Raw genomic sequence first — 20,724 nt, forward strand, 5'->3', positions numbered from 1 at the left:
CGATCAGTTATACTCCGTAAAAATGGCTTTCAGCGTGTCGTCAAAGTTTCTTACCGGTGTCGGTTCGAACTGCCGGCCGGTTAGCTGTTCAAAGAGCTCAGCATATCGTTCAAACACCTCCCACCGGAAGTCGTCGGGAAGATCGGGCAGTGTTTGTCCTTCAAGGCCCTGGAAATCATGCTCCATCAGCCATTCCCGCAGGAACTCCTTGGAAAGCTGTTTTTGAGGTTTACCCGCTTTCAGGCGCTGTTCATACTCATCCGCATAAAAGTAGCGGGAGGAATCGGCCGTATGAACTTCATCGATCAAAGTAACCTGGCCGTTGTGCAGCCCGAATTCATACTTGGTATCTACAAGAATCAGCCCCTGCTCGGCCGCCACCTGTTGCCCTCGTTCAAAAACACGGAACGCTTTTTCGCGGATTTCCCGCCAAACATGCTCCTCAACAATTTCCTGCTCCAGAATCTCCTGTTCCGATATATCCTCATCGTGTCCCTCTTCGGCCTTGGTGGCGGGCGTCAGGATCGGTTCTTTGAATCGCTGATTTTCTGCCATGCCCTCGGGCAGCGAAACCCCACAGAGCCGGCGTTCCCCGGCGTTGTAGACCCGCCAGGCATGTCCCGTGAGGCAGGCCCGGATCACCACTTCTACCGGAACCGGGTCGCATTTTTTGGCAATTGTGACGTTGGCGTGCGGCACATCCAGCACGTGCGTATCCACCAGGTCATCTACTTTTTCAAAACCGAATGCCGACAGCTGGTTCAGGATCTGTCCCTTGTACGGTATGGCCTGCCGCATAATATGATCGAAGGCAGAAATGCGATCGCTCACCACAATGCCAAGGGTGTCGCGATCCAGTTCATACACCTCGCGCACCTTCCCGCGGTAGGGAGCGGGCAGCCCCGGTACACTGGTTTGAGTAATACAGTGTTTCAACGCTTCATCTCGATCCATGTAACTTGATATGATTGTATTGACAAAATTTAACCTGAAGGAAAATCAAAAAATATCTGCTTAATCTGAAATCCAATTCTTATTTCCGCGCAATAATTTATCGGTCGGCATGTACGATGGGAACTATTAGCGGCGGTTGCAACATTTGTATGGTAGGCTATAAAGCAAGATAAAGGCAAAATGACTGATCTTTTCCGGATACCTTATAATTTGATTCGCCCGCTGTATGAGCGGACCTCCCTGCACCGTTCGGTGGTGGAGGAAGTGGAGAACGAGCAGCTGCAAGAGGCCTATATCCGCTGTCGCGAGATGACCCGCCAGCACGCCAAGACGTTTTACATGGCTACGCGATTCCTGCCCAACAAGAAACAGCGCGGAATATTTGCGATATACGCTCTCTGCCGGTATGTGGACGATCTGGTGGATGAAGCCGAGGACCTGATTGACCGGGAAAAGGTTACATATCCGGATATCCGCAACAGAATAGACCGGTGGAAACAGAAACTGGAAGAGACCTACAACGGCAAGCGGTTTGACGACCCGATACTGCTGGCATTTTCCGACGTGCTTCGCAGCTACCAGATTCCGGTGGAACTGCCCTTTGAACTGATGGAAGGCGTCTGCATGGACCTGTATAAAAATCGTTATGAAACGTTTGAGGAGCTCTGGGATTATTCCTACAAAGTGGCTTCGACTGTGGGACTGATGACCAGCGAGGTGTTCGGTTACAGTGATGAACAGGCCCTGCAGCACGCCATCGATCTCGGTATCGCCATGCAGCTTACCAACATTTTGCGGGATGTGGGCGAAGATCTGGAGAAAAATCGGATTTACCTGCCAAAGGAGGAGCTCGACCGGTTTGGGGTAACGGAAAAAGACATGTTTTCCCACCGCCGGACCGACGCATTCATCGAGTTGATGCAGTTCCAGATTGAGCGAACACGCAACTACTACCGAAGTACAGACAGGGGCATCGAAATGCTGGAAAAAGACAGCCGCCTGCCGGTGTATCTTGCGAGTTTCAATTACGGTCGCATCCTCGATAAAATTGAGGAGAACGGCTACAACGTGTTTGAAAAACGAGCCTACCTGAATGCAACCGAAAAAATAACCATCCTGCCTCGCGTGCTCTACCGGATGAAATATTTTTCTTCCTGATAATAGTCCTTACACATTAGATTTCGATCTTTTATATTGATTTTAAATTCCAAACAAGAGAAAGGCCTGTTACATGGAGAAACAAGTTGAGAAATGGCGGAGTCCGAGTTTAGGTAAAAATATGGAACTGCGCACCTATGGCGAGGCGGGGACTCCCGTTCTTGCGATTCCGACCCGCGGCAAGGGAGCGAAACAGTGGGAAGAGAAGGGGATGGTGGAAGCGATCTCCTTCCAGCTGGAGAACGGGTACAACCAGCTGTTTTGTATTGAATCTGCCGACGAGGAGAGCTTTTTCAACACCAGTATTTCACCGGCACAACGGATTATCCGCCAGATCCAGTATGAATCCTACATTATTGAGGAGGTCGTTCCGAAAATTGAGGAAAAAAGTGCTATCGATTTCCTGATTATAGCCGGGGTCGACATGGGAGGGTATCACGCCATCAACCTGGGCCTTAAACACCCGAAAAGTTTCGGCAAGGCGATCGGCATTAGCGGAGTCTACGACATCACACCATTCATGGACGATTACTATGATGAAAATATCTACTACAATAACCCGGTAGATTATGTCCCCAACCTGAACAATGAGAAACTGCTGGAACAGGTGCGGCAGGTCGACTTCCGGCTGGTCAGTTATGTCAACGACCCGAGAAAAGAGCTGGCATACAGGCTTGATGAAATTTTCAAGACTAAAATGATGGAGCACGAGCTGGATGTCTGGCAGATGCAGACGGACGAGGAGAAGGAGTGGGAAATATGGAAGCAGATGTTTAAAATCCACATCGTATAGAGGGATATGACCAAAATTAAAAAAGTACTGGTTGCCAATCGCGGGGAAATTGCCCTTCGCGTGATACGCACCTGTCGGGATATGGGTATCGAGACCGTTGCCGTCTATTCCGACCCGGACGCCAACACTCCTCATGTCCTGCACGCCGACGAATCGGTGCATATCGGTCCCGCCGCCTCTTCGGAAAGCTACCTGGTGTTCGACAAGATTATCGATGCCGCCCGGCAGACGGGAGCCGATGCCATTCACCCGGGATACGGGTTCCTCAGTGAAAACGGGGATTTTGCAGAACGGTGCCGAAAGGAGAATCTCATTTTTATCGGTCCCGGTGCCGACTCCATCCGGCTGATGGGAGATAAAATGGCAGCCCGCGAGCTGATGAGCAGGGCGGAGGTGCCATATCCACCAGGGACAAAGGAGGCGCTCAGGGATCCCGAAGAAGCTGAAAAGATCGCTGAAGAGATCGGGTACCCTGTGCTGGTAAAAGCAGCGGCAGGCGGCGGTGGCAAAGGAATGCGCATTATTCGTGAAAAAAGCGGCTTTCGGTCCGGAATTAAGGCCGCGCGTTCGGAAGCGCGAAACGCCTTCGGGGATGATCGCGTCTATATCGAGAAATACCTGGTGGAGCCCCGGCACGTAGAGTTCCAGATTATTGCGGACGAGCAGGGGAATGTGCTGCACGTGTATGACCGCGAATGTTCGATTCAACGCCGGCATCAAAAGGTGATTGAGGAGGCGCCCTGTGCTATCCTTACGCCCGAATTGAGAGCGGAAATGGCCGAGGCGGCCATAGCTGCGGCCCGTGCCTGCGACTACGTGGGGGCGGGAACGATCGAGTTCCTGGTCGACAGGGATCGCAATTTCTACTTCCTTGAGATGAATACGCGGCTGCAGGTTGAACATCCGGTAACCGAACTGACGACGGGTCTGGACCTGGTAGAGTTGCAGATACGGGTGGCGGAGGGCGAAACGCTGCCGATTAAACAGGAAGATATTACACAACAGGGACATGCCATCGAATGCCGGATTTATGCAGAAGATCCGTGCGACAACTTTTTGCCCAGCACCGGCCGGCTGACGAAACACCGCATCCCGTCGGGCCACGGAATCCGGGTGGATGCCGGGGTGGAGGAGGGACAAGAGGTAACGATCAATTACGACCCGATGATCTCAAAGCTGTGCAGCCATGGTAAAGATCGCGATGAGGCGATACGGCGGATGTTGCGGGCGCTCGAGGAATATGAGATTGCGGGATGCCGCACCACCATCCCCTTTTGTCGTTATGTGCTGAGGCATGAAGCGTTCCGGAACGCGGAGTATGACACGCACTTTGTACCCGATCATTTTAAACCGGACAAACTGCATCAGAGTAATCGTGATTTACAATCGATTGCGGCGACATTGCTCAAACGTGCCCGGAGTGGAGAAAACGGCGGTGTGAAGGAAAATGAAGAGATGAAGCCTGCCCGTAACTCTAATTCTCACTGGTGGCAAAAACGCCGGAATATGTAGCGAGGGTGTTCGCTTAGCAGCTGCGCTGTGTTCGCCCCGGTATCGACTGCTGGTCTGTCGGGCAGACTCCCGGCGTTATTAAATTCATTTGTTTGCAACCGAGGGGAAGCGTTTTAATCAATCGCTTTTTCGAAATACAAAGTACCGATAACATGAAAACACTGGTTCGCCTGGAAGAACTCGGCATGCTGCTGCTCTCAATCGTCCTTTTCTCTACCACGGGCTATCCCTGGTGGTGGTTTTTGCTGCTCATCCTTGTACCGGATATTTCGATGATCGGCTATGGGGCGGGAACTAAAGTCGGGGCTTTCATCTACAATCTCTTTCATCACCGGGGGATCGCGGTTTTGATATACCTGGTGGGCTACTATCTTATTGATTCGACCACGCAGATGATCGGCATTATCCTGTTTGCCCACTCCTCGATGGATCGCATGCTGGGATACGGACTTAAACATGCTGACTCCTTCAAGCACACCCACCTGGGATGGATTGGCAACAAAAATGGTTCAGAATAGTTAGATTTGCTCCAGGTCCGTTCCGGGTCAACGCTGATTGTTATTGTCTCCGCTCATAATCTCGAACTCCAAAATACCCTGTTTTGTCACAGAAGAACCAGGATCTTTTCGACCAGCTCAAAAAGCTTGATACCGAACAGCGGAATCCCGCCACCCGCGGCATCGACCTGGCTGATGCGCATGAAATTGCCCGGCTTATCAATGAGGAGGACAAAAAGGTAGCTTTCCAGGTGGAAAAAAAGCTGGATCGTATTGCCGAGGCGATTGAAATGGTTAAAGAATCGCTACAGGAAGGGGGGCGGTTGATCTACGCGGGAGCCGGCACCAGCGGACGGCTGGGCGTGCTCGATGCCGCAGAATGTCCACCCACATTTGGTTCAGATCCCGAACAGGTCGTGGGGCTGATCGCAGGTGGCCGGGAGGCGATGTTTGTGGCACAGGAGGGGGCCGAGGATTATGAATCCAACGGCGCCGAGGCGGTGGAGCAGATCGAACTGGATCCGCCTGATATCCTTTGTGGACTGGCGGCCAGCGGGCGCACCCCGTATGTGCACGGGGCGGTAAAGGAGGCACGTAATCGGGGATGCAAAACCATTTTTGTGACTACCGTACCCCCCGGTCAGTTTAACCTGCAGGTGGATCTGCTTATTGACGTACCGGTTGGTCCTGAAGTAATAATGGGCAGTACCCGTATGAAAAGTGCGACCGCCCAAAAAATGGTTCTCAACATGATTACCACCGGTGTAATGATACGCCAGGGTAAAGTATATGAAAATGTGATGGTCGACCTGATGTTGACCAACAATAAGCTGCGCGAGCGGGCCAAGCGCATCATTATGAATTTTACTGACCTGAACTACCCCCAGGCCGCCCAAAAGCTGGAAGAGGCCGGTGGACATGTCAAAACTGCGCTGCTTATGGCCCTTGGCGACCTGTCCGCCGACAGCGCCCGGAAACTCCTTGAAAAACATGACGGTTTTATACGGAAAGCGTTTCTGAGCTTAAAAGATAACCGGCAGTGATATGCGCACTTTTTGGAGTGGTATTAACTGGATCTGGTGGACCGTGTGTTTCGTCACTTTTTTTGTGCTGGTCACCATCACGTTTATACTCACCTTCCCTTTTGACCGGCACCGCCAGCTGCCCAATCGTATGTTAAAGGGACTTGCGTTTTGTTTGCTCAAAGTGGTTCCAGGCTGGAAAATTACGATTAAAGGCACTTCAAATTATGAACCGGGAATACCGACCGTGTTTGTTGCCAATCATCAAAGTTTCCTGGATATGCCGTTAACCTATCTGCTGCCGTGGACCATGAAATGGGTCTCCAAAAAAAGCCTGTTCAAGATTCCCTTTCTCGGGTGGATTATTACGATGACGGGCCATTTAGGTATTGACCGCAAGAGCCTGAAATCCGTTAAATTGCTGGACGAGCTGGTAGAGCCGATTCAGTCGGGTATTCCCGCCATGTTCTTTCCGGAGGGGACGCGCACTGAAACGGGCGAGATCGGTCAGTTTAAAGATGGAGCTTTTACGCTGGCCCGCCGATATAATTTTAGAATACAGCCGCTCGTTTTGGAAGGGGGATACCAGGCGATGCCTGTGGGAACATGGAAATTCAACTTTAAACAGCGTTTCTCGGTATCGGTGCTGGAGCCGGTGAACCCCAATGATTTTGATACGGTTAAAGATCTGAGAGAACATGTCCACACCCGGTTGATCAACGAATTAAACGCGCTTAGAAGCGATCCAGACTCATAAACTACCGTATTAACGGAGAGATATTATTGTTTCAAAAGATAACAGACATACTGCATCGTCAGCCCTACCGTATCAAAATTATGGGTACTATCATTGTGGCCGAAGTGTTGATGATAGCGTTATTTCTTTTCTGGCCCGTTGAGCAAAAGAGCGGCGGTACTTACCAGGATTTTGAGCCGATTGACGACGCCATTGCTATTGAAGATGTACAGATAACCACGCAACGGAGCTCGCCACCGCCACCGCCCACTCCCCAGGTGCCGGTACCGGTGCCGAACGATCAGATTATTGAGGAGGAACCGATTGTGGTTGAAGAGTTGAATCGCCAAAATCTGCCCAACCCCATCGAGGAAATTGGAACTGGTCCCGGAGGAGAAGGAGACCAGGTGGCCGCCAACCCGGAGCAATCGCCCAGCCTGGTGCGTATCGTGGAACCCACCGTGCCTGAAGAAGCCAAAAAGGCGGATATAAAGGCGGAGATTTGGGTTAGCTTCCTGGTAAATACGGAAGGCAATGTGGAAGAGGCGTCAATATCCAGGATTAAGCTATATGACAAAAAAGGTGATTCCTTCGAGATCGTAAACAGCATAAATTATGGATTGACCGAGGCCACTCTGGAAGCTGCTTTGAAGTGGAAGTTCAGGCCGGCAAAGAACAACGGGGAACCGGTAAAGGCTTTTACGGAGCATATCTTTTCATTCGGCTTTTAACAGGTAAATCGTTAACAGCCAGGAGAGATCAAGAGAAATTTCTTTTGATTAAACTGCCACATTCCTCTATATTTGCGCACTTCCTTGGAGAGGTGCCGGAGCGGTCGAACGGGCTCGCCTGGAAAGCGAGTGTGCCCTCACGGGTACCGAGGGTTCGAATCCCTCCCTCTCCGCTGTATGTTCAAGCACTTGTCAGGCAAAGTTTATATTGGTTTGCCTGACGAAGTTGTTCTTTTGATGCCGTACGCAGTTCAGCTTTCCTTTCATGCGTACAGGAGCGAACCGGCTTCCAATAAGAGGATTTTACAGAACCTCAATTCCTCGCTCTGGCGCAGCTATACTTCCGTTTAGCCCGAATTTCTCACCAGGAAATTTGTTCTTCAGCAAGGCAAAGGGGAAATGGCCGCGCAGGCGTACCGTTGTACCTTAAGCAGGTAATTTCCCTTTAACGCAGCTGAAGGGCAAATCTCGCAGCGCTTTATACCCTGTCAACTAAAAAGCTCGGTAACATATGATGTTAGATACTGCCTGCCATCAGGGTACATATATTTATGCATACATTATTGTAAGGTAATATGGGCTGGGTCAACAAGGTCGGTGGCACAACCACTTCCCAGCAAAACAGGAGGCTCTGCATGGGTCCCAAATAAATAAATAAATATTGAAAAGGGAAGTTCCTTCGGTCGATGCCATTTCCCCGCGACCAGCTGTATGAATATTAATCCGATCTAACGTTTGTTTCCATTTTACAATAGCCGCTGTATGCACCGCTCCAATCTGAGCTTCAGTTGGTTGTCATACCTATCCTGGATTCGAGATAATTCTCAACCAGAATGCCTGTTTCAGTTTCGTATATGTCCGATATCAGTCAGATGTATCTGCGGAGAATGCCCGAGCGGATAAGATTGATTATACATTGTTAATATTTTTACCAGTATAGTGACCTAAAAGACTGTTTTGCAAGGATATACCCATAAGGATTCAGTATTTATTGAAAATAAAATATACCTTTTGAATAAATTTTATGTTGATTCTTGACAAAATATGTCATTAGTTTCCACCGGTTTAACAGGGGTGCAACAAAATCACCATTCTATATATTTAACGATCACACGGTTATGAAGTCGCTATATATTACAGTTCTATTTTTTGCTCTTACTCTTACGGCATGCGAGCAGCCCAACAGTCCTGATTTCAAGGTCGACCAAAAGGTACAGGCGCCTTTAATGTCAGAGAAGACTTACCAGTTTATGGGAAGCAGCGACGCCCTGATTGATACGACAGATCCTGATTTTGAATCTCTTTTTTCAACGGATAATGACGGATTCATCCGGTTGTCGAAGGAAGAGGATTTCGATTTTGGCGAACTCGACGGGGCAATTCCTGAAATTGATGTCGATCCTACCTCGGTGAACGCAAGCGTGGGCGAAATTGCGCTGAATAATTTTTCTTCATCGTCAGGCAATCTCGGGAGTGCCGGTTTCCAATCAGTAACCGGGTTGGACCCCGCGCTTTTTGGTCCCCCAACCACCATACCGGGAGGCTCTGAAACGGTGGAAATTGATATTTCGACCGATTATCTGCAGAGCGCCACAATAAAAGGGAATACAGGCAGCATCACCATTGATGTCACCAACGAGCTTGGATTTACCATTGACGATATCACCCTTCGGTTAATATCGGGAGGAAGTCCAGACGTGACTCTCGGCACCGATCAAATGGGGGCGGGTGAGCAGCTGGAAGACGGGAACTCACGCTCATTTCAGATCAACTTCTCGGATGGAGATGTTCTGCAGAATTTAAAAGCTGAAGTAGATGTAAGCTGGAACAGCCAGCCGATGGAGGATGACCCGGATGAGCTGATCGTGAGCCAGCTGGAGGGACAAAATGTTGTTGCCTCGCAGGTCGAAGCGGCAATAAAAGCCCAGGAATTTTCAACCAGCGGGTCAGTGGCCATTGACGATGCGAATTTTCGATTTGAAGATCCCACCCACTACATCCAGATAGCAACGGGAGAGCTGCAGATAGACCAGATTGTAAACGATATCGATCTGGGAATAGAACCGCTGATCATCTCATTTCCAGGGATACGGCGGGCGCCCTATAATCCCGGAGACAGCGTAACCGTTCAGTTTGACCAAATACCGCGATCCGGTTCCGGCACGGCCCCGGACGAAAGTATTGACCTTTCGGATGTACGGATCTTTGCCGAGGATAATAAGCTGGTGTATAACATCAAGGGGGCGACGGAAAACACCCAGGACGGTTCCGGAGATATCCGCACGATCAATGAATCTGATCAGATGGGAGCGACAGTCGGAATCAACAACCTGGCAATAGACGAGGCCTTTGGAGTGGTTGTACCGCGCAACGTGATCGTGAATGACGATGACCCCTCCAACGGGACCGATGTGGTTGACCTGTTTAACGACAATGAGGCGCAAACTATTACCATCGATGCGCTTGAAGATCTTTCAGATCAGCTGGATGGAATTGAGTTCACCAACCCAGAAATGAGTATCCGGTATTTTACCAATATCGGGATTCCGGCCACTATCTATGCCAGTATCGTCGGGGTGGATGCAGGGGGTAATCGCGTCTACCTGAAGGGATCGCAGGGCGGACCTCACTATGTGAATTCCACGACCGCAGATAACCTGGATGAACTGAATGCGAACGGCAGCAAGCTTGACAGCAATCAGTTGATTAAGTTTACCATTAGTCCCTCGCAGGATCCAGCCACGCCCCAGTTTGTTAGTTTTGACAAATCTAACTCCAACGTCGATGAATTTTTAAATAACCTGCCCTCAGATATTCGTCTTGTCAGCGTGGCGACCGTCAACGAGTCGCTGCAGGAGGGTACCATCACCGACCCGGTTGAGTTTGATCCCTCGATGAGCGTGGATATTCCGCTCGACCTGTCGGCTAATTCTGCCAGCTACCGTGACACGGTTGAAGTGGACCTGGGAGACCTGCCGGATCCCGAGCAGGACGATCAGCGCCTAACGGAAGGAACGATACATATCGACTACACCAACGGCCTGCCACTTGGAACTACGTTGAACCTGGTGCTGCTTGACGCCGACGGCAACGAGGTGACCCGCATTCCCTCATCTTCGCAAGATCCCCTGACCATTGGCTCTGCTACCGTCGATAGTGGTTCGGGATTTGTTACTGAGGCTAATGCCGGCAATTTGAGTATCTCGCTGGAACAGGATCAGCTCAACCTGTTAAATCAAACAACCGACATGGAGTTCCTGATCGGGTTAAACACCGATCAAAACAGGAGTTCTGTACGCCTCAGGGCGGAGGATACCATATCCGTAAAAATAAGTTTAAGTGGCTCTGTTGAATCAACCGTTAACTAGAAAATGAAATTCAATACAATGAAACGCTATACCCAAAAAATTGCCCTTTTTATTGGCTTGTTAACGGTTGCTGCCGGTTCGGTTCAGGCGCAATCCAGGCACGTTTCAGCGACCAGTCTCGGACTCGGCGGCGGCGGAACAGCATACCTGAACGGGTACCACGCTAATTTTGTCAACCCCGCAAACCTCATGCTTCAGAACAACACGGAAAATAACTTTACCGTGGGACTGCTGGGGGGGATCAGCACATCGGGCGGCGGTGGATTGGCCAATATCTCGGTATACAATAAATATTTTACGAAGGGGCTTACTGTTACAGACCAGGTTGCCGCGGATGCCCTGGACCAGTGGTTCGGTTCCGATCCTGAAAAAATGCAGACAGCCGGCCTCCAGCTGGATTTCATACCGATAGGGCTCTCAACCCGTGGAGAGCAGTGGAGTGCCAGCCTGGCACTGCGTACCCGAACGATGACCAGCGCCGGTATGAACCGGGGATTGGCCGAACTCGGAATTTACGGGCTGGATGGGGAGATCTTTTCTTCTCCCAGGCCGGTAGACCTGAGTGTGGAATCTATGACCTTTGCTGAAGTATCGGCGGGATTTTCCACAAAATTGCTTGGTATATCCAACCTGTTCGGTATATTCGAAAATATCCAGGTTTTTGCAGGCGCAGCTCCCAAACTGCTGCTCGGCATGAACTATTCCAGGATGAATATTAATTCAACGCTCGAAATTCAGCGCCGCGATGATTATATAGACGAGCTTCGCCATGATTTTGCCTATACTGTTGAAACAACGGGTGAGGTGACCGAACAACTTAATAATTACTATAATGACCGTCAGAATTCATCGCAAAATCCCGAGCTGGGAGATTATGTTGAGCCCGCCGCTTCCGATTTCTACGAAATTAAAGGCACCGGATTTGGACTTGATCTCGGCGTGACGGCCCAGATGGATGTTGAAGTTCCGATTATCGGAGCTGTTTCATCAGGGGCTGAGCGACTTCGCGTCGGACTTTCACTTACCGACCTGGGTTCGGTCTCGTTCGATAATCAGTTCGGACGGTTCGCTGCAGATGACCTGCTGGTGTGGAATGGGTTTGAGATCGACCAGGAACGCATAGACAACGAGTTTAACGGGGATGAAGGCGAATACTACAACCATGTGCTGGCCGACAGCATCGGGTCGGATATATATGGCGGTTTTGCGCCAACCGGAGTTGCGAGCATTACTAAATCCCTGCCCTCCATGCTGAATTTTGGGGCCCAGCTCACGATGAACAAGCTCAGCTTGTCGATGGATCTCGGCACCGGTTTTGTCGATCGGGGAATTAACAGCAAACGCGCTTCCATGACGGCCGGTATCGAATATCGGCTGCTCGGTTTCTTGCCGCTCCGTGTGGGAATGCGAACGGGAGGATACTCCTCCACCTCGTACTCTGCCGGCATAGGTCTGGCCTTCAACAGTTTTGAGTTTAATGTAGCTGCCTCTTCTGTACCCAACTCCATGTCGAATGGAACCAATCTCGGGGCAGCCTGGAGTGGGCTGGTCTTTCGCTTTTAATGATCATAATCTCCTGCTATCCTATGGAATAGGGCTTTGCAAATCCCTCAATCTCGTTAAAAGGGAGTAGTGCTCCCGTTTAAAAGGTCAACAAGGTCGGTGGTTCAACCACCTCCAAAAAAAATAGCAGGTTCTGCAAAGGTCCCTGTAAAATTATCGTTATGGACTTTACACCCCGGGATTCCACTGCCCGGGGTTGTATTATGCTGTCACGTTTTACAGGCTATAGTTAGCCCGCATTTTCCACAAGTATTTCTGTTAAAATCCTGTAACTCAATGGCATGCATATGATTATACCATATTCAAATATAACATAATGCTAACAGGAGTAACATGCTGTGAAATCCGGTTAGAGCCGTAGAATTGACGCCGGCTGGCAGCAAAATTGATTCTTTCCCGGCATCCTGGACCGAGGGCTAACCTCGGGTTTATCATAAATAATTTGCAGGTCACGGACGTTTTTCCGTTTATACCTATATCGCTATGGTGGTGACAGGAGCTTTCTTAACCCTGAGCACCGCTTCAGTCCGACATATCTCCCTAATGTATAAACGTAGCTTAATATGCTGATAGCCGCTCCAGCCCTTGCTCTCGCATCCATATTAATGGCTTACCTGTTGATTCGTTCTGTATTAAGGTGGGGCGCCAAAAGAGTAATAAAATCGAGGGTGGATACAGAACTTCAGCAAATGTTTTACTGGTTTTGGGACGGAACCCCGGAAGATCGGCTATACGCCTGGTACAAGGTACGGACGGTGTTAAAACAGCGGCAGGACAGGGAGGCAAAAAATAAAGTAGCCGAAGTAGAACGAAAAATTATGAGCTTTGATAAAACCAGCATGCACGGGAACCTTTCGGTAGATGAGAAAGGACAGCTGATCATACATAGCGGCGACTACCTGGTCCGGTAAAAAGAACCGGCTGGAACAGGGCTCACAATGGCAAAGATACTGGGAGTGTATCCGTTCCAGGGCAATTCTATTTGGCAATGAGTTTCCATCCGTTTATATTTTTTCCCTTTTCCGTGAGTAAACAAAATTTTCGAACGCAAGATATTTTTACTGTGACAAACCAAACAGCATATGTTAGCGATTTTGTAAATCTGCTTGATCCCGGGCTAAATCAAATTTTTAATATGTCGGAGGAGGAAGCCGAAGAGCTGGTGGCCTCCGGCAATGCTGAAAAGGTTAGAAATATTGACGGCCAGTACGCCATCGTGACGAAAGTGGAAGACCAGGTATTCCTGGCGCGGTCTATTGGTCGCCCGATGCGATACTTTCTGGCCAAGCAGGAATCCGGTCCGTTGCTGATTGTAGCTGAACGCATTGATGAAATTTATGGATATCTGGAGGAGCAGGACATGGAGGAGCAGTTTCATCCCTCATATACGCGAATGGTGCCCGCCCACTACCTTGTGCGGCTGGATATCGTCGGCTGCCCGGATCCGAGTCCGACGTACAAGCGCTATTTTAAACTGGAACAGAACAGCCTGAATGAAGACCTTGACGAAATAGGACGAGCCTACATCGGGGCGTTGGCTGATGAATGCCAGAAATGGCTTCGGGGTATTCCCGAAGATGAACCGGTGGGGGTGCTTTTTTCCGGTGGAATTGACAGCGGTTCCGTTTTCGTGGTACTGCACCACTTGATGCTGGAGATGGGACTCTCGCCGCAACGTCTCAAGGCGTTCACCCTGTCGGTTGATGGCGGAGCCGATGTAAAGCAGGCCCACTCTTTTCTTGATGAGCTGGATATGTCGCTGTTCCTGGAAGTAATGGATGTTGAAAAGTCAGAAATCGATTTCAGGGAGGCGATTGAGGTTATAGAAGATTACAAACCACTGGACGTCCAGGCGGCCGCGATGACGCTGGCTCTCTGCAGGAAGATTCGCCAGCGATATCCGGACTGGAAATTCCTGGCCGACGGTGATGGAGGAGATGAAAATCTCAAAGACTACCCGATAGATGCCAACGACGAGCTCACCATCCGAAGCGTACTCAGCAACCCGCTTCTCTATCACGAGGGATGGGGCGTTGATAAAATAAAGCATTCGTTAACCTATTCCGGTGGACAGAGCCGGGGACACGTACGTACCTACGCCCCGGAGCGTAAGTACAACTTTGAGGGATTCAGCCCCTACTCGCTCCCCAATGTGATCGAGGTTTCTGAGGGTATTCCATTTATACAGCTCACCAACTGGGATGAGCAGGAGCTCTACGCGCTGAAAGGAGAGATTGTGCAGCGGGGAATAAAACAGGTTACCGGGGTCGATATGCCGGTCTTCCCCAAACGGCGGTTTCAGCACGGGGCGGTGACCGATGAACTATTTGAGGAGCTGTTCCCTGAACATGAGACAGAATATAGATCATATTTTTCCTCGCTTTATGCCCGGTAGTGCCCAGATTGAGCAGCTGCGTCCCCCGAAAAATCCGGTCGATCCCTCTGTTCCTTATCAATTTCTGCATGAGCGGGAACCCGATGAGGGTGGAACCATTCGTGAGGTCAACACCATCTTCCTTACCAACCGGGAGTGCCCGTTTCGGTGCCTGATGTGCGACCTTTGGAAAAATACCCTCGATGAGGCCACGCCCGTGGGAGCCGTGCCCCGCCAGATCCAGTACGCGCTTGAACGGTTACCAGAGGCGTCGGTGGTGAAACTCTACAACAGCGGCAATTTTTTTGATACAAAGGCCGTGCCGCCGGATGATTACGAAGCGGTCGCTGATCTGCTTTCAGGTTATGACCGGGTAATCGTCGAAAATCATCCCAAACTCTGCGGTTCGCACTGTGTCGCATTCAGCGAACTCCTGGAGGGTGAACTCGAAATTGCCATCGGACTGGAAACGATTCACCCGGAAGTGCTGCCAAAGCTGAATAAACAGTTTACCCGGCAAGATTTCGTAGAGGCTTCTTCTTTTTTACGAAGCAACGCTATCTCGATACGCACCTTTCTGCTGTTGAATCCCCCGTATCTTGCGGGCAGGTACGAAGGTATTGAATGGACGCTGAAATCCGCCCGGTTCGCTTACGAGCAAGGGGCCAGGTGCAGCTCCATAATTCCCACTCGTCCGGGAAACGGAATCATGGAAAAACTGCGGGAAGAGGGAGTCTACGTTCCGCCAACCCTGGGAGCGCTGGAAGAGGCTGTTGAACGGGCAATGGAGTCGGTCGGGGGACGAATTTTCGCCGATCTCTGGGATCTTCAACAATTTGCCTCCTGTTCCCGTTGTTTTGAAGAACGGGAGGAGCGTCTCCGTGAGATGAATTTGAAACAACAGGTGTTGCCGGCTGTTTCATGTGAATGTGAATATTGATATAGAATACGGGGCCTTTCTACACCAGGAAGGAGGAACCAATGCCGGGGATCCTGTCCGATGACCGGAGACAGTAACATCCGCCTGTAAGGATATGTAATTGATTCAGATCCGGTCTTCCTGGTAATTAACCATCATTACACGCCGATGAGCACCAACAGGACAAAACAGACCATAAAAGCTGATATTCTCATTGTGGGAGCGGGTTTCGCCGGCTCGCTTGCGACCCTCTGCCTGCATCAGGCCGGTTTTGAGGTGTGCCTGGTCGAAAAAGGCAGTCACCCGCGGTTTGCCATTGGTGAATCTTCGACCCCGGTCGCCGACATGATATTGCGGGATCTTTCAGACCGTTACTCCCTGTCGTGGCTTCGGGATTTCTCACGATACGGCAGCTGGCAAAAAAACTACCCGGAAATCACGTGCGGTTTAAAGCGGGGCTTCAGCTACTACAAACACGATAAACAATATCCCTTTTCAACTGACGAAGATCACACCCGTGAGCTGCTTGTGGCCGCCAGCTCAAGCAATGAAAACTCCGACACGAACTGGTTGCGGTCAGAGCTTGATGCCTTTTTGGTTGAAAAAGTTAAGGAATACGGTATCCCTTATTTTGACGATACCGATATATCACGTTGTGAGAAGGATGACTCGTGGTCATTCCACGCCGATCGGGGGGGACATCATGTTGTATTTGCTGCTGATCTCCTTGTGGATGCCACCGGGACCCCATCTTTTCTGGGTAACTACATGAATATTGATTCTGCAGATGACGGATTCCATACCAACTCCCGGGCGCTCTACACCCATTTTGAAAATGTTACGCCCTGGTCGGAGATCCTGCAGCAACTGGATATACCGGCGATTGACTACCCCTACGATCCCGACCATTCAGCTCTTCATCACCTGATAGAGGAGGGCTGGGTATGGATGCTCAGGTTCAATAATGAGCGTACCAGCATGGGCATCATGCTGGATCAAAACCGCTTCGGTAACAATAAAACGATATCGGCCGTGGATGAGTGGAACTCGATCATCGCCAGCTATCCTTCTCTCCGGGCTGTGACTGCACCAGCGAAATTGGCGGCCGTGCCGGGCAGGATTTTTCGAACCGGTCGGTTGCAGCGCTGTCTTGCAAAAGCAGTGGGGGAGGGATGGGTGGCACTGCCCCACACCATTGGCTTTGTGGATCCACTGCACAGTACGGGAATTGCCCATTCGCTCTCAGGTGTGGAAAGGGTCGTTGAAACTATAATCCGTCACTGGGATGATAATCCGAAACTCTACGCCGAACTCACACGCTACGAGGAAGGAATTTTCAGAGAGCTGGAGTTAATTGACAAGCTGGTGGCCGGGTGCTACCGGGGACTCCACGCTTTCGAGCTCTTTAACAGCTGGACGATGCTCTATTTTACTGCGGCCATCCGCTATGAGCAGCAGCGGTTAAGGGGGAAAGTGCCTTCCCATTTTTTGTCTGCGGGCGACAGAGGGATTCAGCAGATGGTGGACGATTTGTTCCAGGTCTTACAACAACTCACTGATTCTGAAAATATTACTGCGGGAGACCAGCATAGCTTTAGAGCTTTGGTCAAAGACTATATCGCTCCCTATAATACTGCCAGCTTGCTGGATCCGGGGGCAAAAAACATGTACCACCATACGGCAGCCGAGCTATAGAGCTGTACGCAGATCTGAGTGCAGGTAGATCTTTTGAAAATATGAGACCTCTGCAGTCAGCTTTGAAAGGGGTCAATCCGCTGGTTTATATTCCGGTCACGGGGATATTGCAACTATAAATGGCGATCTATCCTTCCTCAAATCGTTGAATATCGACAGCGTCAAAAAGAGTACGTCCATCCAGGAGATGATCAGCATAGTGATTGGCCAGGAATTTACCGTACATCAGTCCCTTTGAACCAAGTCCGGTGTAGGCATAGAGGTGGTTTTGCCCGGGATGTTCTCCAAGCACGGGTTTGCGGTTGGGAGTAGAAATGCGGACTCCGGCCCACTGTCCCACCAGGGTGGAGTTGGCTTCCAGTTCCGGAAGGGTCCGCCTCAACCGGTTGCGGAGGTACTCCTCTCCATACTCGTCGGTGTTGAGAGATTCAAAATCGTGTTCATAGGTACTGCCCTGGGCGTACCATTGGTTGCCGATATGGGCAATGTACCCGAGACTGGAAATGGAATGTTCAAACGGAAGAGGTTCATCCGGCTGGAAGATCGCCATCTGTCCCTTTATCGGGTGAAGAGGCAAGAAATCCCAGAATGGATGCCTGGTCATGTCAAAACCGGTGGCAAAGACCAGCTTGTCGCAGTTTATCTCGCGAGTTTCCAGGCTGACCGTCCACCCGGCACTGGTTTGGTTGAGCTGGTAGTCCGCGTGTTCAATAACGGTTGCTCCCTGCGTTTCAAGATATCGTGCCAGGGCCTGTAGATACTGGGTAACATCCACCGTAAGCCCGACAGGCAGCCACAGTCCGCCTTCCACGCAATTGATGCCGGGGTGTTTCCGCTGTATCTGCTCCCTGCTCAGCCACTCGCACCAGCCGTGAGGCCAGGCCGTTTTTTCCAGCTGATTTTTCATTTTCCGCGCAATTTTCTCAGTAAGCGCGGGCCGCAGTACGCCGTTTCGTGTAAAGAACGGTTCTTCAGAAAAGGGGGCAACTTTCCAGAGCGTTTTATATACCGCCTCGTAGCACTGCTCCGCCCGCCACGTTTTGGTGGCCCTGCGGCCGGTGGCGGGATTGACCATACCCAGTGGCGTCCCGGAGGCCCCGGAGGCGATCTCATTTTTTTCAATCACACATACGCGGCAATTCCGTTCCGTTAAGGCATCGGCCAGGGAAAGACCGGCAAGCCCGGCCCCCAGGATACAAAAATCGAATGTTGAATCAGTCAATGGGTCGGGCTATAAAAGTTCACTTGACATGATTTTCTGGGCGCCGGCATCCTTCATTTCTGCCCAGGCCTGCTCAACAGAACCGTCAATATCGATTCCTCGAACGGCATCTTCGATGACAAAAACCTCAAAACCCTCGTTAAGCCCGTCAATTACCGACCATTTTACACAAAAGTCCGTCGCCAGCCCTACTGCATACAGGGTATCAATTTGGCGCTCCCGGAGATATCCGGCCAACCCTGTACTGGTCTCATTGTCATTTTCGTAGAAGGCCGAATAGGAATCTATCTGCTTTCGGAATCCTTTGCGGACGATCAGCTGGGTTTGCCGGGTCTCCAGCGCACGGTGAAATTCGGCTCCGCGGGACCCCTGCACACAGTGGTCGGGCCAGAGTGTCTGTTGGCCATACGGCATTTGTACTGTTTCAAATGGCTTTTTCCCCTCGTGGGAAGAGGCAAAAGAGGAGTGTCCCTCGGGATGCCAGTCCTGGGTTTGGACCACAATATCAAATGTGTCAGAAAGATGATTGATGACCGGTACCACTTCATCACCCCGTGGTACCTCAAGAGCCCCACCGGGACAAAAATCATTTTGTACGTCGATAATCAATAAAGCTTGCATAACCAAGTCAGTTTTTTTTCAATTTCTGAGATAAATTATCCCGCAACTCCATCAGTTCTTTGCTGATACCCACCTTGTAGATATGAGGATTCTCGAACCTTTTGTGTTCGGGATTAAGCAGCTCAAGGCGTTTTTGAGCATATGTTGCAGATTCAGCTGCAGTTGGTAAGTCGATGATCCGTTCTCCGCGATCAAATACTTTGTGAAGCAGCTCCTCACTGCGGAACTGACCGACCTCGCTTCTTTTGGAGGGATAATGGGGATGGATAATCGTTTTTGTATCGGTCTCGCCCTCCAACATGATGCCATCCCCGTAAAAGGTGCCGTCTTCGTACAGGTATCGGCAGACCTTCTTCCGACCGGGAAGCGTGATTTTTTCGACATTTTCGGAGAGCTTCAGCCGGGGATCTCCATTGACCTCGCACAGCTTGTAAACGCCGTCAAGGGCCGGCGAATCTTGCCCTGTTACCAGCCGTGTGCCCACCCCAAACAGGTCGATCGGCGCATCTTGACTCAACAAGCTTTTTATCAGCCGCTCGTCCAGCTGATTTGAAGCCGCAATTTTTACATAGTCCAGGCCGGCTTCGTCCAGCATCCGGCGGGATTTACGGGCAAAATAGGCAAGGTCGCCACTGTCCAGGCGAATTCCTTTCAGACGTTCACCCCGTTTTTCCATCTCCTTGGCGACTTTGATTGCATTTGGCACTCCAATCTGCAGCGTGTCATAGGTGTCGACGAGCAGAACGGTATCGTTGGCATAATATTCGGCAAATGTGCGGAACGCCTCGAGCTCTGTATTAAACGACTGAATCCAGGAGTGGGCCATCGTCCCGCTGGCGGGCAGTCCATGCCGATGGGAGGCATACACATTTGAGGTCGCCTTCACTCCTCCGATAACAGCAGCCTTGCTGGCCTGGATGCCACCCAATCCCTGTGCCCGCCGGAGCCCGAAATCGAGAATAGTCCGATCTTCAGCCGCATATTTCATCCTAGACGCCTTGGTGGCAATGAGGGACTCAAAATTGAGTATATTCAACAGGAGGGTCTCCAGGATCTGGGTTTCGATGATATTTCCCTCTACGCGAACAACAGGTTCGAGAGGAAAAACCACTTCACCCTCCCGGGCTGAATAGAGGGTGGCGTCCAGTTCAAAGTCGCGAAGGTACTCCAGGAAATCGGGATGAAATCCCTCGTCAGCCAAATATTGAAGTTCGTCGTCATGGAACCTGAAGCCGGAAAGAATTTCCAGGAGATCGGATAGCCCGGCAAAGATGACATAGCCGCCGTCGAAAGGATTGTCGCGAAAAAAATAGTCGAATACGGCGGGTTCATCCTGCCGGCCAGACAGGAAATACCCCTGGGTCATTGTAAGTTCGTAGTAATCGGTATAGAGAGCAGGACGCGTCAACGTCTGCTTCCCGGTGTATGTGGTTTTGGTATCTTTCATAATGTTGGATTATGGCACAATATAAAAAGTTAAATCGTTCCAAATAAATGATCTGATCTACTGAGTTTGCAGAGTACTTCAAAAATATTCTGCTTAGAAGAGGCGATATTTT

The 20,724-nt window shown here is 50.5% G+C and carries 17 protein-coding genes and 1 tRNA gene; 14 read left to right on the top strand and 4 right to left on the bottom strand.

Annotated features, from left to right (window positions below):
• Positions 1-3: 3 nt before the first annotated feature.
• Positions 4-954, bottom strand: a complete 951-nt coding sequence (locus tag ACG2F4_RS08955) for a phosphoribosylaminoimidazolesuccinocarboxamide synthase (RefSeq protein WP_395259946.1) — start codon at positions 952-954, stop codon at positions 4-6.
• 180 nt (positions 955-1,134) lie between these two features.
• Here ACG2F4_RS08955 and ACG2F4_RS08960 point away from each other — a divergent pair, with 180 nt between their 5' ends.
• From ACG2F4_RS08960 to ACG2F4_RS09025, 14 genes are all read left to right on the top strand, one after another.
• Entirely contained in the window at positions 1,135-2,112 is a 978-nt protein-coding gene (locus ACG2F4_RS08960) for a phytoene/squalene synthase family protein (protein ID WP_395259948.1), read from the top strand.
• Positions 2,113-2,185: 73 nt separating this feature from the next.
• Entirely contained in the window at positions 2,186-2,905 is a 720-nt protein-coding gene (locus ACG2F4_RS08965; RefSeq protein WP_395259950.1) for an esterase family protein, read from the top strand.
• 6 nt (positions 2,906-2,911) lie between these two features.
• Positions 2,912-4,417: an acetyl-CoA carboxylase biotin carboxylase subunit gene (accC, locus tag ACG2F4_RS08970; protein WP_395259953.1), complete on the top strand. Its 1,506-nt coding sequence runs from the start codon at positions 2,912-2,914 to the stop codon at positions 4,415-4,417.
• A 152-nt stretch (positions 4,418-4,569) separates the two neighbouring features.
• A complete protein-coding gene (locus ACG2F4_RS08975) occupies positions 4,570-4,935 on the top strand; it encodes a DUF4260 domain-containing protein (protein ID WP_395259955.1) in 366 nt (121 codons plus the stop codon).
• Between the two features lie 83 nt (positions 4,936-5,018).
• On the top strand, positions 5,019-5,957 hold the full coding sequence (murQ, locus tag ACG2F4_RS08980; RefSeq protein WP_395259956.1) for an N-acetylmuramic acid 6-phosphate etherase: 939 nt from the start codon (positions 5,019-5,021) through the stop codon (positions 5,955-5,957).
• 1 nt (position 5,958) lies between these two features.
• On the top strand, positions 5,959-6,693 hold the full coding sequence (locus tag ACG2F4_RS08985) for a lysophospholipid acyltransferase family protein (protein WP_395259959.1): 735 nt from the start codon (positions 5,959-5,961) through the stop codon (positions 6,691-6,693).
• An 80-nt stretch (positions 6,694-6,773) separates the two neighbouring features.
• Entirely contained in the window at positions 6,774-7,403 is a 630-nt protein-coding gene (locus tag ACG2F4_RS08990) for an energy transducer TonB (RefSeq protein WP_395259962.1), read from the top strand.
• An 86-nt stretch (positions 7,404-7,489) separates the two neighbouring features.
• Positions 7,490-7,576 (top strand) — tRNA-Ser (locus ACG2F4_RS08995).
• Between the two features lie 1,053 nt (positions 7,577-8,629).
• Complete coding sequence (locus ACG2F4_RS09000) at positions 8,630-10,771, top strand: hypothetical protein (RefSeq protein WP_395259964.1); 2,142 nt, start codon at positions 8,630-8,632, stop codon at positions 10,769-10,771.
• A gap of 3 nt (positions 10,772-10,774) precedes the next feature.
• Positions 10,775-12,334, top strand: a complete 1,560-nt coding sequence (locus tag ACG2F4_RS09005) for a DUF5723 family protein (RefSeq protein ID WP_395259967.1) — start codon at positions 10,775-10,777, stop codon at positions 12,332-12,334.
• 668 nt (positions 12,335-13,002) lie between these two features.
• Entirely contained in the window at positions 13,003-13,245 is a 243-nt protein-coding gene (locus tag ACG2F4_RS09010; protein WP_395259970.1) for a hypothetical protein, read from the top strand.
• Between the two features lie 152 nt (positions 13,246-13,397).
• The gene (locus tag ACG2F4_RS09015) at positions 13,398-14,729 is read left to right on the top strand and encodes an asparagine synthase-related protein (RefSeq protein ID WP_395259972.1); all 1,332 of its coding nucleotides are present in this window, start codon (positions 13,398-13,400) and stop codon (positions 14,727-14,729) included.
• The gene (locus tag ACG2F4_RS09020) at positions 14,683-15,648 is read left to right on the top strand and encodes a radical SAM protein (RefSeq protein WP_395259974.1); all 966 of its coding nucleotides are present in this window, start codon (positions 14,683-14,685) and stop codon (positions 15,646-15,648) included. Before ACG2F4_RS09015 ends, ACG2F4_RS09020 begins: the two co-directional genes overlap by 47 nt.
• 147 nt (positions 15,649-15,795) lie before the next feature.
• Positions 15,796-17,322, top strand: a complete 1,527-nt coding sequence (locus ACG2F4_RS09025; RefSeq protein WP_395259976.1) for an NAD(P)/FAD-dependent oxidoreductase — start codon at positions 15,796-15,798, stop codon at positions 17,320-17,322.
• Between the two features lie 127 nt (positions 17,323-17,449).
• Here the strand turns inward: ACG2F4_RS09025 and ACG2F4_RS09030 are convergent, their stop codons facing one another.
• The 3 genes from ACG2F4_RS09030 to ACG2F4_RS09040 are packed head-to-tail and all read right to left on the bottom strand — an operon-like array spanning position 17,450 to position 20,612.
• A complete protein-coding gene (locus tag ACG2F4_RS09030; RefSeq protein WP_395259980.1) occupies positions 17,450-18,544 on the bottom strand; it encodes an NAD(P)/FAD-dependent oxidoreductase in 1,095 nt (364 codons plus the stop codon).
• A 9-nt stretch (positions 18,545-18,553) separates the two neighbouring features.
• Complete coding sequence (gene pncA, locus ACG2F4_RS09035) at positions 18,554-19,165, bottom strand: bifunctional nicotinamidase/pyrazinamidase (protein WP_395259982.1); 612 nt, start codon at positions 19,163-19,165, stop codon at positions 18,554-18,556.
• A gap of 7 nt (positions 19,166-19,172) precedes the next feature.
• Entirely contained in the window at positions 19,173-20,612 is a 1,440-nt protein-coding gene (locus ACG2F4_RS09040) for a nicotinate phosphoribosyltransferase (protein WP_395259985.1), read from the bottom strand.
• Between the last annotated feature and the right edge of the window lie 112 nt (positions 20,613-20,724).

Origin of the sequence: Halalkalibaculum sp. DA3122 (assembly GCF_043951865.1) — a bacterium.
Taxonomy (GTDB): domain Bacteria; phylum Bacteroidota; class Rhodothermia; order Balneolales; family Balneolaceae; genus JAMQKA01.